Here is a 13,270-nt window from a genome sequence, read left to right as displayed (position 1 = left end):
GAGTGTTCCAACAAAACCATCGGCGCCGGCCGGCTCAGCAACATCAAATGCACGCACCTGTGACCCGCCACCCGGGCCACGCTGAAAGGATGACCATGCCCGCTTCCCCCATCCCCGTCAACTCGTCCGCCCCGCCGGAAACCGGTCCCCGCCCGCGCATCACGGTCATTGGTACCGGGTATCTCGGCGCCACGCACGCCATTTGTATGGCGTCGTTGGGCCTGCGGGTTACGGGCATCGACATCGATGCCGCGAAGATCAACTCCCTGGGCTGCGGACAGCTGCCGTTCTTCGAACCGGGGCTGGAAGAACTCCTGGGGAAGGCCCTGGCCACCGGACGGCTTGATTTCAGTACCGACTTCGCCGCCGCCGCGGGCGCGGACATCCATTTCCTGTGCATCGGCACTCCGCAAGCGCCCGCCTCGCCTGCGGCCGACCTGACTTTCATCTACGCGGCCATCCGGCAGCTCGCCCCGCACCTGACCCGCAAATGCCTCATTGCCGGAAAATCCACCGTCCCGATTGGCACCGCGCAGCGCCTCACAGCCCTGGTGCAGGCAACGGCCCCCGCCGGGGCACTGGCTGAGCTGGCATGGAACCCGGAATTCCTCCGCGAAGGACACGCGGTCGAGGACACACTCCACCCGGACAGGCTGGTCTTTGGCACCCCTTCCGACTGGGCCAGCGAACGACTCGCCGCCTGTTACGCACCGATGATCAAGGGAGGCACCCCGGTGATCTTGACCGATCTGGCCACCGCGGAACTCGTCAAAGTGGCCGCGAACTCCTTCCTCGCCACCAAGATCTCCTACATCAACGCGATGGCCGAAATCTGCGAAGCCACCGGAGCCGATGTCAGCCACCTCGCCCTGGCGTTGTCCTACGACAATCGGATCGGCGGCCGGTTCCTCAAACCCGGTCTGGGCTTCGGCGGCGGTTGCCTCCCCAAAGACATCCGCGCATTTGCCCACAGGGCCAAGGAACTGGGCGTCGGACAGGCCGTTGGATTCCTGCGGGAGGTCGATGCCATCAACCAGCGCCGCCGGCAACGAACAGTGGACCTCATCACCGAAATGGCGTTCGGGGACCTGACCGGCGTGAACATCACCGTTCTCGGTGCCGCGTTCAAACCCGACTCCGACGATGTCCGCGACGCCCCCGCCCTCGACGTCGCCCGTATGCTCCACCAGTCCGGCGCCCGCGTCACGGTGTACGACCCCAAGGCCATGGACAACGCGCGGAAAACCTACCCTGAACTTGGCTACGCCCAGACACTCGAAACAGCCGTCACGGGAGCCGAGATCGTCGCGCTCCTCACCGAATGGGACGAATTCAGGGACGCCGACCCGGAAGTGCTCGGCGAACTCGTGCAACTGCGCAACATCGTCGACGGCAGGCACGCTCTAAACGCAGGCGCATACCGCGCCGCAGGCTGGGATTACCGCGCCCTCGGCACACCCAATCCCACCAAGAGCCCCAGCTCACCGCCACCGAGCCGGCGCGGAATCCAGACCGGCCGCACACATTCCCTCGAACCCGCCCCGCAGGCCTGAGCGCACCGGCGGCCCGGCTCCTCAAACGCCCCGGCGGCCCGGCTCCTCAAACGCCCCGCTGCCGCGGCACAATCCAGGGCTGCATCGATATCCAGGTGAGCGGACGAACGAATACGCCGACCAAATCGGCCCTCTGAGAATCACCATCATGAAACCCCGAAACCGCAGCTGCCTTCAGAACCACCTCGATGAGATGGTCCTCTCGCTCGATGCCAAGGCTCTGACGATCGGGAGATCAGCGCCGCCTGCCAGAACTCGTCCATTCGACGATGGCGATCTTCATCGAAGCCATTGTCGTCAAGGGTCTGGTCGGGCAGGTCGCCAACCGGCCCGTCTACGCCGCGGACGCGCTCAACGGGATGTGAAGCCGATCTACCCGGCCGTTTAGCGGACGATCTTGAAGTTGAAGTTTGGTGTGCCGAGGGCGCCCCAGAGGCGGAGCCACACAGGCAGGAGCATTTCGGTGCCGCGTGCAGTGGTGATGTCGCCGAGGTCGATGACGTCTTGGTGGCCGAAGCCGTTCACGAGCCCGGTGACGGTGTTCTTGGCGTCGGCGTCGTTCCCGGAGACGAAGACCGTGCTGGCCTCGGTCAGGCGGTCCGGGTGGGTCATGAGGGCGGCGTTCATAGTGTTGAGGGACTTGACGACCCGGGCCGCGGGAAAGGCGCGCTGGATCTGCTCGCCGAGGGAGTCGGGCACAAACAGCAGGTGCGGGACTGGTTCCGCTCCCTGGCGCTCGACGCCGGTGCTGAGGACCCCGAGCGGCTCGCGGACGAACTGCTCGTCATACTCAACGGCACCTATGCCACCGCGGCTGTCCTTGACGGCGCCGCCTACGGTCAGCGCGCGCTCCGCCTTGCCCGGCTCCTCATCGAGAACGCCTGCCCGGGCCCGCCAGTCCTCTAGCGGCCGACCAGAATTCCCCAATGGATTTGGCGTTGCGGGAGTTAGGGGCGAGACCCCCGTCTTCGGTTCCGGGGGTTCCTTCGGTGCCGGGGTGAGCGTCACCTACACCAGTGCCGGCGCCCTCGCCGCCAGCCAGCCTATTTTCGCGATGTGGCTAACGGGGGAAGCCGAGCTCTTCGGGAGTCGCCCCGAGAATATCGTCCCGGGCGATGCTAAGAACCGTGGGCTGGATCCCGGCATCGGGCCAGGCAACCGCCAAGGCAACCTCCGCGGGTACCGGATCAGGCACCTTGAACCAGTAGGAGAGATCCCATCGGCCCATGCCCCCGCCACCGGAGTGGATATCGACCGGGATCCGCACGGACTCATCACCCGGGCTTGCCGCCTCCTTGAAGAGGGCTTCGACAACAAACCCTCCGGGAGCAGGCTCCGGACGCGGAACCTTCTGTGCGCCCCTGCCTTTCAATTCCAGTTCAGGAGCGCTGAAGATCTGAAGCGTGAAGAACAGCGCCCCGGGCAGAGCCTGCAAAGCCCGCAGTGCTATCACCGCATTTTTCCCCTCGACGACGGTGACGTCGTAACCGGCCAAGGGCGAGGAGAGCACCATGCGTGGGAAGGGCCCGGGCGAACCGCCGGGCACCACGAGTGGCGGATTATTCATGGAATGCTCCGAACATGGCCCCTGAAAAACTTCACGATTGGGGGGAATGCCGGCCGAGACAGTGATCCGTCCTCTATGCGTCATGCGCACCAGCTCAACACGGGATTCGGGAATGATCAAGGGCCGGCGGCCAGCCGCCAACGCCCCCCTGGCTTGTTCACAGTTGGAGATGGTGGTGTTGCGTAGGTAGAACGCGGAGCGGGGCGGATTCGCCGTCGTGTGGGAGTTCACCGTCCCGAGGATCCCTGACGGTCTCGGGCGCGACCCGATGGCCCGTCTACTATGAGCAGACGCGGGCCGGCCGCCCGGATCCTGACAAGGGGAAGCGTGAGGCTTGGAAGTTCATGGGGGACTGGGCGCAACCCCGGGCCGCGCATGGAGCAGGTGCTGCTCCCAGACACGCACGAGTTCCAAGCGGTCTGCTTCGGGACCGCCATTGGTGGTCCACCGCCGTGCGCGGTGTGTCCCGCCCGGCTTGCGGCCCGGTTGGATTACTTGGTGGGGGTGACTGTGGCTTCGTAGGTGAGGATTTCGGTGCCGTTGCCTTCGGGGGCTACCTTCATGGTGAGGTGGTTCCCGTCGGCGGTCATTTTGAACGGGTTGCGGGTGGCGACGTGGCCGGCGGTGGACCATTGCTGGAACGGAACGTCGCGGATCACGCCGTGGGATTTGAGGTCGATCATCGCAATGCCACCGAGTTCATAGGTGGTTGCCTTGCCCCCGGCAGCCGGAGTCTGGGGAGGTTGGTGATCCCGGCGCACAGCATCTTTGAGTTCGGCACGTATCGGCAGTCCGGGTAGTCGATGAAGTAGTTCGGGTTATCCCAGGTGGAGAGCTGCTTGCCTTGGAGGTCCCATTCGGCGAACCGGCGGGATCCCCAAGTGTTGCCGACCAGGTGGCCGGTCTGCTTGTCCATCACGATGCCGCCGAAGTGGTCCTTGATCTCGAATTGCTTGTGGAGGTCGAGGGTGTTCGCGTCAACGCGGTAGATGATGGCGCTGCTGTTGGGCCGGTACTGGGCTACGGGGATCCAGACGTTGGTGCCGTCGAAGTCGATCCCTGCCAGTTCGTGTTCCTGTCAACGCCGTTGAACGCGTCGGCCAGGGCACTGTTTGTTTCACTGTGGGTGCCGGACTCGGCGTTGTTGCCGCCTTGCTCGTCATTGTTGCCGGCAGCCTGGGCGGCCGCGGTGCCGCCGATCGCCGCCGACGGCCAAGATGATGGCGGCGGCCGTGAGGATACCTCGGGTGCTTGTCGTACTCATGGGAGCCTCTCAAAAGGTTGGGTCCTAACAAGAGCTCTCAAAGCTACTTGCTGGTAATGAAACCTTGTTAGCGGGCTGATGAACGCCAGGGTCCGTCCGGCGCGCCTCCCCTCGGAGCTTGGAGGATGCCGTTCACCGTGGGTTGATTCGATGTCCACGGCCAGCTGTGAGGTCTCAAGCGCGGTTGGTACAGGTTTGGTACCGCGGGGCATGGCCTTGAATCTGCGCGTTTCCGCTGGCCGGGCAAGACCGTCCTGTCAGTCCCAGGAGCGTGAACGTTGCCGCCCCCATCCGGGATCACCATTGAACTCACCCTGCTGGTACCGCTGACATGGGCAGGGGCAGAACTGTGAATCGCAGCGCTAATCCGTGGCAAGGGTGGGAACCGCGTAACCACTCTTAGTTCATTGAGATAAGTGGCGCACTAACCGGGTATCGCTCACTCGTGTCTGGGACATATTCGACCACGTAATATCAGCCGACCGGGAGTTGAGCAAAGCAAACGTACGGCGCACTGAGCCCCGCCGTGAGTGCCCCCGCGAACGGAAGGTAGTTGTTGCCCAACCCGAGGCGTCGTTCGTCGACCGATCCGCCCCCGCGGCTGCGGCGCAAGGACTGCCCCGGATACAGCGAATGTGACGAGTGAGGATCTTATGCGCAGCTTTCCCTTCCCGCGTGCCGGTATGCCCCGACTGCTGCGCCTCGGGGCTACCGGGCCGGTAGTACTGCTCTTTGTGCTGCTTTTGGGCGGCGCCCAGCTAGCCATCCAGGGCCCGCTGACCACTACTTTGGCCGCTTCGACGCAGAAGGCCTACGTCGCCAACGGCGCCAGCGACACGGTCTCGGTCATCGACGTCGCCACCAACACCGTGGTCGCGACGATCGCTACGGATCCCTACCCGGTAGGGATCGCTGCCTCGCCCGATGGCGCGCATGTCTACACCGCGAACAACGTCGGCGATTCGATCTCGGTCATCGACACTGGCACGGCTCTGGTTTCCCAGACCATTTCACTGCCGGCTGGCACCGGTCCTTTCGGCGTCGCCGTCTCACCGGACAACCAGCGCCTTTACGTTGCCGGCTACGGCCCCGTGGCGGGCGGCACAGGCGCGGCAGCGCCCCCGTTCTACCGCAGCGACGCCGATATGCGCAGCGAATCGTATGCGACGACGGCGCAGAACGCAGTCTTTGTCATTGACACCGCGACGGGCACGGTAATGAACACCATCACGGTGGGCAACAACCCGCACAGCCTCGCCGTCAGCCCGAACGGGGCAAACCTCTATGTGACAAATGCCACCGACCGCACCGTCTCCGTGATCAGCACGGCCACCCTCGGGGTCGTTGCGACCATTGCGGTCCAGGCAGATCCGTATGGAATCGCGATCACACCAAATGGGACCACCGTCTACGTGGCCAACGACGCGGACGGCTCTGCCTCGGTGATCGACACCAATACCAACTCGGTCGTGGCGACCATCCCGATCGGCACTGCACCGTACGGCGTTGTTGTCAATCCCGCGGGAACTCTGGCATACATCACGAACGCGGTAAGCCACACCATCTCGGTCATCGATACTGGGACAAACTCGGTCGCGGCGGCGGTACCGGTCGCCGGCATCGAGCCATACGGCGTTTCAATCACCAACGACGGTCGCTACGTCTATTCCACCTTGTGTGAGGACGGCAAGGTCTCTGTCACCGACACTGCCAGTAACACCGTCATTGCGACAGTTACGGTCGGTACTGGTCCTCAGGATGTCGTGATTGCTCCGGCGCGGTGACCGCACAGCGCTCAGGCCGTCGCCTTCACCGCGCAGAGTGCCGGGGGCGTTTGCAGGGTAAAGGGCTTTCGAGCTGGCCCGACTGTTCATCAATGCGTTGGATGTCAAGGGACATGCAAATGGGAAACGCAGCCCCGCAACGTCTAGGGCTGACGATAATGGCATCCGGTGTTTAGCGACCGTTGTACTCGTCGTCTGTGATGTGCTCGCGCCAGGTGGTGGTCTTGGCGGGGTCCTCGCCGTTCTGAAGCATGGCGATGTGTTCCATGAAGCAGCCGGGGGCAGCAGCGTGCCAGTGCTCCTCATCCGGTGGAGTGTAGAGCGTCTGGCCCGGATGGACCTCGATGATCTTGCCGTCTCGGGTACCGAAGCGGCCGACGCCCTGGGTGACGCGTAGGTACTGGCCGTGCTTGTGGGAGTGCCAGGCTGTGCGGGCACCGGGAGCGAAGCGAACGGTCGCGACGACCATCGTCTGGTCGCTCTCATGGGGCAGTGCGATCGGGTCGAGCCAGACGTCGCCGGCGAATTGGGCCGGCGGGTTCTTCGTGGTCGGCGCAGCGGGTTCGATATTCATGGTCTTCCTTACTACTTTTCTTCGGTGAAGAGTTGTTTGGCGCTCACCGCGGTTGCGGTTGCGTCTGTCACCGTCGCCTTGCCAGTGGTGTCAGTTCGCGAGCTCCGTTGATGCCTGCGTCGAGGGCGCGGTGGATGATGCGGATGGAATTGGCGGTGTCGCTGTTGATCCAGGGGTCGAACTTCATCGCACGGAGGCATAAGGGGCTGAGCCGCACGCCGGTGCGGCCGAGGTGACGGTATTCCATAGTGGTTCCTTCTCTCTGTCCTAGGCTTCGGGGATGACCATGGCGAAGCGCTCTTCGCGGGCTTCGTCAGGGTCCGGTCCGTTGCGGTTGCCGGTGTTGAGTGCGTCGATGGCGGCGCGTTCGGCGGCGCTAAGTTCGAAGTTAAAGACGTCGAAGTTTTCGGCGATGCGTGCCGGGCTGGTCGATTTCGGGATGGCTGAGCGGCCCTGCTGCAAGTGCCAGCGGAGCATGACCTGTGCCGGACTCTTGCCGTAGGCCCGCGCGATGGTGGCGATTGCCGGGTCTTCCATGACGTTCCGCCGCTCCTGGCCGCCCCATCCCGGGTAGAAGGTGATCCCGCCGATCGGCGACCAGGCCTGGGTGAGGATCCCGTGTTCGGCGTCGGCTGCCTGGACGGCGGGCTGGGTGAAGTAGGGGTGAAGTTCGATCTGGTTCACGGCCGGGACGACGTCGGTCGAGTCGAGCAACTGCTCCAGGTGGTGCGGCATGAAGTTGCTTACGCCGATCGCCCGCACCCGCCCGCCGGCGAGCAGGGTCTCCAGCGCCTTGTAGGCGGCGATGGTTTTTTCGAACCGGTCGGGTGCGGGCTGGTGCAGGATGAGCAGGTCCAGGTAGTCGACGCCGAGCTTGCCCGTCGCTTTTTCCCAGGCATGCAGGGCCCGGTCGTAGCCGTAGTCACTGACCCAGACTTTGGTCTCGATGAACACCTCCGTACGGTCCAGGCCCGAGCGGCGGATGCCTTCGCCGACTTCCCGCTCGTTGCCGTACGCGGCGGCAGTGTCGATGTGCCGGTAGCCGGTGGCCAGCGCGGCCTCGACGGCCGCCGTCGTTTGCTCCGGGGCGCTTTGGAAGACGCCGAGGCCCAGGGCTGGCATTGTGACGCCGTTATTGAGAGTTAGTTCCATGTCCATGCCTTTCACGGTATGCAGATGTGCGGGGTTGTGGGAGTGCACGTCAGTACCCCCTTGAAGCGGGTGGCCGGGAGGTTCAGCGGGCGGTTTCGAGCTGCGGCGCCGGCGCGACTTCCCGGGGTGTCCTGGTGCGGCGGGCCGCCAAGTCCGCGGGAAGGATGAGGACGGCGGTGACGGCTAGGGCCAGGAGAAGGAGAATGCTGCCGGTCGTGAGGGCGGCGCTGATCTGGGCGGCCAGGTGCGCGACGGCGGAACCCGCGGTCGGGGCGGTCGCTGCGGCCGCGACCGCGATGCCAAGCCCGAGGCAGGTGCCGACCTGGTGGAAGGTGTTCACCAGGCCCGATGCCGCGCCGGCGTCGGACGCTGGGGCCCCGATGATGCCGAAGGAGGTCAGGGGCGCAAACGCGAGACCCTGGCCCGCGCCGATGAGGACCATCGGCAGGGCCACCCCGGTCAGGTATGCGGAGTCGACACCGACCCGGCTGAGCCAGAACATCCCGGCAAGGGTGACCGGGATGCCGGCCACGAGCGGGACGGAACCCGGCAACCTGCCCGCCAGCCGGGGGATGCTCATCGCGACGGCGAAGTTCACTGCGGTCATGGGCAGGAATCCGATGCCGGCCTGCAGGGGGTCGAAGCCGAGCACTTCCTGCAGGAACTGGGTGGTGAAGAAGAAGAACCCGATCATCGCGCCCAGGTACAGGAAGCGGGCGATATAGGCGCCGGTGCGGCGGCGGCTCGCGAACAGCCGCAGCGGCATGATCGGCTGGGCCGCCGTGCGCTCGATCAGCACGAACAGGACCAGGAGCACGACGCCGGCACTGACGGCTGTGACCGTGACCAGCGAGTTCCAGCCGGCGTCGGCGGTGTTGATGATGCCAAACACGAGAGCGCCGACACCCGCCGTGGCGCTGAGCGCGCCGAATGCGTCGAAGCGGCCGCGGGCCCGGCCTGATTCCGGGATGAACCGCGGCGCAAGCGCGATCATCGCGGCGCCGATGGGTACGTTGACGAAGAACCCGGCCCGCCAGGAGATCCAGTGGGCCAGCGCCCCGCCGATGACCAGCCCCAGGCTGGCACCGACCCCTGCGGTGGCACCGTACAAGGCGACGGCCCGGGTGCGCTCACGGCCTTCCGGGAAGCTCGCGGTAAGCAGGGAGAGTGAGGCGGGCGCGACGATCGCCGCCCCGATACCCTGCACGGCGCGGCCGGCGATCGCCCACCAGCCAACCGGTGCGACGCCGATCAGCAGCGACGCGATCGAGAACACCACCAGCCCGAACACGAAAACCCGCCGGCGGCCGAGCAGGTCTCCGGCCCGGGCTCCGAGGAGCAGCAGGCCGCCGAAGACCAGCGTGTAGGCATCCTGCACCCAGGACAGCTCGCCGGTGCTCAGCCGCAGATCCGCTTGCAGGCTCGGCAAGGCAGTGAAGATGACCGAGTTGTCCAGCAGGATCATGAAGTAGCTGAGGAGGATGATCGCGAGGATCGCTCCCGGATGTGAGGCTGTTGCAGGTTCAGGTTTCATGCTCTCAATGCAACCGTGATTCCTTGCCGGCCGGGAGTCACGGCCGTTCCGGGTAACGCCAGTGCCTCCCTCGTCCGATCGACCGGGCGTAGCGTGGATGCCATGACACACAGCGAGGACGTGCGGAAGTTCCTGACCTCCCGCCGGGCAAGGATCACGCCGGATGAGGCCGGGCTACCCGTCTACGGCGGCAACCGGCGCGTTACCGGACTGCGCCGCGAGGAAGTCGCGATGCTCGCCGGGATGAGCATCGACTACTACATACGCCTTGAGCGCGGAAACCTCTCCGGCGCCTCGGACAGTGTCCTCGAAGCCCTCGGGCGTGCGTTGAAGCTCGACGACGCCGAAACGGCCCACCTTTTCGACCTGGCCCGCGCCGCCACCGCCTCCCCCCGGGTGCGGCGCAAGCACAGCCCGCAGACAGTGCGGCCGAGCGTGCAACGTGTCATCGATGCGATCACGGCCGCACCCGCCTGGGTTCGCAACGACCGCGGGGATGTCCTCGCCGCCAACGAACTGGGCCGTGCCCTCTATCTGGACATGATGGTCGAGGGGCCCACTCCGCCGAACAGCGCGCGCTTCACCTTCCTGAACCCGAAAGCGCGGGAGTTCTTCGCCGACTGGGAACGCGCGGCGGATGACATCGTCGCTGTCCTGCGCTCCACAGCCGGGAAGAACCCGTACGACAAGGACCTCACGGACCTGATCGGTGAACTCTCCACCCGCAGCGAGGAGTTCCGCACGCGATGGGCCCGTCACGACGTGAAGTACCACCGCGCCGGCCGCAAGCGCCTCCACCACCCGATCGTCGGCGACCTGGACCTGAGCTTTGAAGCGCTGGAACTCCCCGCAGACCCGGGACTGCGCATCAACGTCTACACGGCAGACCCCGGGACCCCCTCCGAGGATGCCCTGAAAGTCCTCGCCAGCTGGGCCGCCACCCAGCGCGACGCCGCCCAAGTAGCGGTCAGGGAGAAAAGATGAACGACCGTCCGTCGCCGGTCCTGATCGTCGCCGCCACCGGCAGCATCGGCCTCCACGTCGGCGCTACCGACCACGGGCGACCCCACCACCGCCTCCGCCTCACCCACGCCAGACTCAAGTGAACCCCTCGCCTTGCTGACCTTGCACTCCCGGATTCATGGGTAAGAACCCTCCGCCGACGGAGGATTCGACGAATTAGCCCTGAGGTTACCAGCGCGAATGGATTGTCTCGCGGAAGTACCTGTCGTAGATTTCCCTGACGCTGTTCTCGAAGTCCGGGTCAATGTGGTCCAACATCTCGGCGGATGCTGCGTTGGAGCGGGCTTGCTCACCGTTCCTCGCTCCGGGAATCACGGTGCTTACGCCCTCTTGTGCTGCGATCCAGGCGACGGCGGTTTGGGCTGTGGTTGCGCCGGACGGAACTAGTTTTCTGAACTCATCCACCGCCTTGAAGCCCTGTTCGAAGTCAATCCGTCTGGAGGTTCCGCCGGGAACGGTCAATCCACTGCCGGAGTTGGCAAGTGTGTAGTTCTCCGGGGTCTGTTCCTGGCGCCGCCCGATTTTGGTCGCGACCATGATGTCCAGTCCAGGGTTGGCAGCGAGGTACGCGCCGATGGTTTGCTCGCTCCGGCCGTCGCCATAGACATCCGCGGTATCAAGAAACGTCACGCCGGAATTGACTGCCGCTTCCAGAATGTCCCTGGCTTCGTTGGGGTCCACGTTGCCCCAGTCGGCACCGAGCTGCCACGGGCCCAGCCCCACGAGAGAGACTGCCCGCCCTGTCCTGCCCAATATTCGTTGCTTCATCCGTTGACTATGTCCACGGTTCAACGTAAGGGGCGGTGCTCGGGCTCATTCCTGGCCACTTAACGCGCAACCTCTCGGGGCGCAGTTGTGTCGCTGGGTGTGCAATCCGTCGCCGCGGGAGTTGGGGCATAAACCACTCGCGAATGGAAGGTGTAGCGCACGATGAAGGCCGCAGAGAGGGTTCCGAGCTGCGCCAAAGGACTCACGACGCCCATTTTGTCCACGAGCAACCAGAGAAACGGTACCCGGGCCAAGGTCTCAGCGTTGTTGAATCCGAATGAATGCAGGAACCGAATTGCCTTCGACCGCCCGAGCGGGCCCAGACCAGCAAATACGAAGCGTTCCTGCATCAGAAAGTTGGACACGATGGTGGTTTCCGTGGCGATCAGAGCCGCGATTAAATAATTGACCCCCCAAGCTACCAGGACAGTCATGATGGCAACGTTTACTCCGGCGCCGAACGCTCCGATCAAGGCGAATTTTGGCATGCGTCCGCACAATCTTTGCCTGATGCGCATCAGCCCCTGGGCTGAATTCCGGGTCATGGCTGAGCCCCGTCGGGTCCTGGCAACGGTGCTGCTTCCTGGTTCGTGACGACCTTTCGGATATGCCACGCGCCGAAAGACTGGACGATCGTGGAATGGTCGAGGGCCAAGCCAGCGTTGGTGAGGTTCAAGTATCTGATGTTCGGCTTCACGGTGGGACCTTCGATAACCCATTGAATCTCCCGCCAACCGTGGGGGTGATGCACCGCGACGGCGCTGTCGAGGTCCATTTTTTCCAAGGCGACTACTTCCCATGGGCCATTCCACCCATTGGATCTGAGGTCCTGCCACATCGAATACGGCGCCAACAGGGTCTCGTTCCGTGGCACGTTGGTCTTGGTCCATTCCAAAGCTGAGTACCAATCCGAGTTGTTCTGGCTTGCCAGCAGCGTCGCATCTTGTTCGAACCATTGGGGTAGGGCCATTACCAGCAGCCCGCCGACCATGGACGTTGCGGTGAACAAGCTGACGGTCCGGCGCAGCATAGATCCGGACGGCCCGGCACGTCTGGCTGCGGTCCACAGGATGTCTGCGGCGACGGCGATGGCCAACACCAGCAAGGGGATGGCCGCGATGACGTACATGGTGGGCAGGTATCCGGTGCCCAGTACGATTGGGAGCAGAAAAAGCGTTAATCCTGTGGCAATCCAGCGTGAGCGCTGTCGGAACAAGGCGATGACTGCGGCGACCAGGCCAGCCACGATGAGGTATTTGTCGTAGTACATCCAGCCGGCCACTAGTTGCGCCCTTCCCGAGCCCTGTTCCCAGAGGGCTCCGGATCCGGATCGGGAGAAGAACTGATAAGCGAGCGCGTCCTGCAAGGATACGTGTCCCGAACCGGCCAGCAGTTCGCCTCGGAGCAAAGCGATGAGTGGGTAGGAGGAAAGCGCAAGGGCACCCACGGTCAGGAACCCCACGACGGAGAATGCCCGGGTGATCCACTTAGATCGGTGAATTAGGGCAATCAGCAAGGCCGGCCCAAAGATGGCCAGCGTTTCCTTGGACAACACGGCAGCAGCGAAGCACAGAGCGGCGCCGACGTGGGTCCAGAGCGCAAGGCGGGGGCTAAGTGCCAGGTAGAAGGCCAGCAAGAGCCAGGGGGTGCCGACGTTGTCCAGGAAGACTTGGCGCCCTAGGACCAGGGAGAGCGGCGACAGGCAGAAAAGTGCCACCGCCAGGACAGAGAACACCATCCGGATCTGCAACCTGCGGGCGATGAGGAAGACGAAGACAGAATTTGCGACGAAGAAGATCGACATGACGTAGCGCATGTTGCCGATCTCTGTCCCCGAATCAAATCCAAGCAATCGCGGGATCCACGCCAATGCGCCCAGTTGGATCCAGCCCAGCGGCGGGTGGTCGTACCAATAGGTGTATGGCGCCAAGCTGCCTTGTGTGGTCGAGATAGCCTGAGCCGTGTAGGTGCCTTCGTCGTCCTGGTAGTCGGGGGCGTTGGTGACGTTCCACAGGCTCAAGACGGCGGCCCCCACCGCTATGAGAACAATC

General features: G+C 64.3%; 14 protein-coding genes and 1 pseudogene. 4 read left to right on the top strand and 11 right to left on the bottom strand.

Going from position 1 to position 13,270, the window contains the following annotated elements; genetic code table 11:
* Positions 1 to 95: 95 nt before the first annotated feature.
* The gene (locus OW521_RS23470) at positions 96 to 1,553 is read left to right on the top strand and encodes a UDP-glucose dehydrogenase family protein (protein ID WP_268021850.1); all 1,458 of its coding nucleotides are present in this window, start codon (positions 96 to 98) and stop codon (positions 1,551 to 1,553) included.
* A 384-nt stretch (positions 1,554 to 1,937) separates the two neighbouring features.
* Here OW521_RS23470 and OW521_RS23465 read toward each other — a convergent pair whose 3' ends face one another.
* From OW521_RS23465 to OW521_RS23450, 4 genes are all read right to left on the bottom strand, one after another.
* The gene (locus OW521_RS23465; protein WP_268021849.1) at positions 1,938 to 2,480 is read right to left on the bottom strand and encodes an NADPH-dependent F420 reductase; all 543 of its coding nucleotides are present in this window, start codon (positions 2,478 to 2,480) and stop codon (positions 1,938 to 1,940) included.
* 133 nt (positions 2,481 to 2,613) lie between these two features.
* Positions 2,614 to 3,120: a hypothetical protein gene (locus OW521_RS23460; RefSeq protein ID WP_268021848.1), complete on the bottom strand. Its 507-nt coding sequence runs from the start codon at positions 3,118 to 3,120 to the stop codon at positions 2,614 to 2,616.
* Between the two features lie 491 nt (positions 3,121 to 3,611).
* Entirely contained in the window at positions 3,612 to 3,803 is a 192-nt protein-coding gene (locus tag OW521_RS23455; protein ID WP_268021847.1) for a hypothetical protein, read from the bottom strand.
* Complete coding sequence (locus tag OW521_RS23450; RefSeq protein WP_268026080.1) at positions 3,800 to 4,150, bottom strand: DUF6454 family protein; 351 nt, start codon at positions 4,148 to 4,150, stop codon at positions 3,800 to 3,802. The genes OW521_RS23455 and OW521_RS23450 overlap by 4 nt, the downstream gene beginning before the upstream one ends.
* A gap of 887 nt (positions 4,151 to 5,037) precedes the next feature.
* On the opposite strand from OW521_RS23450, the gene OW521_RS23445 reads away from it, so the two are divergent.
* A complete protein-coding gene (locus OW521_RS23445; protein ID WP_268021846.1) occupies positions 5,038 to 6,168 on the top strand; it encodes a YVTN family beta-propeller repeat protein in 1,131 nt (376 codons plus the stop codon).
* A gap of 172 nt (positions 6,169 to 6,340) precedes the next feature.
* Here OW521_RS23445 and OW521_RS23440 read toward each other — a convergent pair whose 3' ends face one another.
* From OW521_RS23440 to OW521_RS23425, 4 genes are all read right to left on the bottom strand, one after another.
* The gene (locus tag OW521_RS23440; protein WP_268021845.1) at positions 6,341 to 6,742 is read right to left on the bottom strand and encodes a (R)-mandelonitrile lyase; all 402 of its coding nucleotides are present in this window, start codon (positions 6,740 to 6,742) and stop codon (positions 6,341 to 6,343) included.
* 67 nt (positions 6,743 to 6,809) lie between these two features.
* Complete coding sequence (locus OW521_RS23435; protein ID WP_268021844.1) at positions 6,810 to 6,989, bottom strand: hypothetical protein; 180 nt, start codon at positions 6,987 to 6,989, stop codon at positions 6,810 to 6,812.
* A gap of 20 nt (positions 6,990 to 7,009) precedes the next feature.
* Positions 7,010 to 7,894: an aldo/keto reductase gene (locus OW521_RS23430; protein ID WP_268021843.1), complete on the bottom strand. Its 885-nt coding sequence runs from the start codon at positions 7,892 to 7,894 to the stop codon at positions 7,010 to 7,012.
* An 82-nt stretch (positions 7,895 to 7,976) separates the two neighbouring features.
* Positions 7,977 to 9,428 (bottom strand): MFS transporter, encoded by a 1,452-nt coding sequence (locus OW521_RS23425; protein WP_268021842.1) that lies wholly within the window; start codon positions 9,426 to 9,428, stop codon positions 7,977 to 7,979.
* A 102-nt stretch (positions 9,429 to 9,530) separates the two neighbouring features.
* Here OW521_RS23425 and OW521_RS23420 point away from each other — a divergent pair, with 102 nt between their 5' ends.
* Complete coding sequence (locus OW521_RS23420) at positions 9,531 to 10,412, top strand: helix-turn-helix transcriptional regulator (RefSeq protein WP_268021841.1); 882 nt, start codon at positions 9,531 to 9,533, stop codon at positions 10,410 to 10,412.
* Positions 10,409 to 10,534, top strand: coding sequence for a hypothetical protein (locus tag OW521_RS23415; protein ID WP_268021840.1), 126 nt, complete (start codon positions 10,409 to 10,411; stop codon positions 10,532 to 10,534). Before OW521_RS23420 ends, OW521_RS23415 begins: the two co-directional genes overlap by 4 nt.
* A gap of 85 nt (positions 10,535 to 10,619) precedes the next feature.
* Here the strand turns inward: OW521_RS23415 and OW521_RS23410 are convergent.
* From OW521_RS23410 to OW521_RS23400, 3 genes and pseudogenes are all read right to left on the bottom strand, one after another.
* Positions 10,620 to 11,219, bottom strand: a pseudogene (locus OW521_RS23410) (aldo/keto reductase).
* A 59-nt stretch (positions 11,220 to 11,278) separates the two neighbouring features.
* The gene (locus OW521_RS23405) at positions 11,279 to 11,764 is read right to left on the bottom strand and encodes a GtrA family protein (protein WP_268021838.1); all 486 of its coding nucleotides are present in this window, start codon (positions 11,762 to 11,764) and stop codon (positions 11,279 to 11,281) included.
* The gene (locus OW521_RS23400; protein ID WP_268021837.1) at positions 11,761 to 13,239 is read right to left on the bottom strand and encodes an ArnT family glycosyltransferase; all 1,479 of its coding nucleotides are present in this window, start codon (positions 13,237 to 13,239) and stop codon (positions 11,761 to 11,763) included. The genes OW521_RS23405 and OW521_RS23400 overlap by 4 nt, the downstream gene beginning before the upstream one ends.
* Between the last annotated feature and the right edge of the window lie 31 nt (positions 13,240 to 13,270).

This window comes from Arthrobacter sp. MMS18-M83, assembly GCF_026683955.1.
In the GTDB taxonomy this organism is placed as follows: Bacteria; Actinomycetota; Actinomycetes; order Actinomycetales; family Micrococcaceae; genus Arthrobacter.
Note: the sequence above shows the minus strand (reverse complement) of the source record. Positions and strands in the feature narration are given on the sequence as shown.

What these genes read in the sequence shown, in the direction of transcription:
- OW521_RS23435 (WP_268021844.1), bottom strand. Translation starts at nt 6,989, where the DNA reads ATGGAATACCGTCACCTCGGCCGCACCGGCGTGCGGCTCAGCCCCTTA.
- OW521_RS23415 (WP_268021840.1), top strand. Translation starts at nt 10,409, where the DNA reads ATGAACGACCGTCCGTCGCCGGTCCTGATCGTCGCCGCCACCGGCAGC.
- OW521_RS23460 (WP_268021848.1), bottom strand. Translation starts at nt 3,120, where the DNA reads ATGAATAATCCGCCACTCGTGGTGCCCGGCGGTTCGCCCGGGCCCTTC.
- OW521_RS23405 (WP_268021838.1), bottom strand. Translation starts at nt 11,764, where the DNA reads ATGACCCGGAATTCAGCCCAGGGGCTGATGCGCATCAGGCAAAGATTG.
- OW521_RS23445 (WP_268021846.1), top strand. Translation starts at nt 5,038, where the DNA reads ATGCGCAGCTTTCCCTTCCCGCGTGCCGGTATGCCCCGACTGCTGCGC.
- OW521_RS23420 (WP_268021841.1), top strand. Translation starts at nt 9,531, where the DNA reads ATGACACACAGCGAGGACGTGCGGAAGTTCCTGACCTCCCGCCGGGCA.
- OW521_RS23430 (WP_268021843.1), bottom strand. Translation starts at nt 7,894, where the DNA reads ATGGAACTAACTCTCAATAACGGCGTCACAATGCCAGCCCTGGGCCTC.
- OW521_RS23470 (WP_268021850.1), top strand. Translation starts at nt 96, where the DNA reads ATGCCCGCTTCCCCCATCCCCGTCAACTCGTCCGCCCCGCCGGAAACC.
- OW521_RS23440 (WP_268021845.1), bottom strand. Translation starts at nt 6,742, where the DNA reads ATGAATATCGAACCCGCTGCGCCGACCACGAAGAACCCGCCGGCCCAA.
- OW521_RS23425 (WP_268021842.1), bottom strand. Translation starts at nt 9,428, where the DNA reads ATGAAACCTGAACCTGCAACAGCCTCACATCCGGGAGCGATCCTCGCG.
- OW521_RS23455 (WP_268021847.1), bottom strand. Translation starts at nt 3,803, where the DNA reads ATGATCGACCTCAAATCCCACGGCGTGATCCGCGACGTTCCGTTCCAG.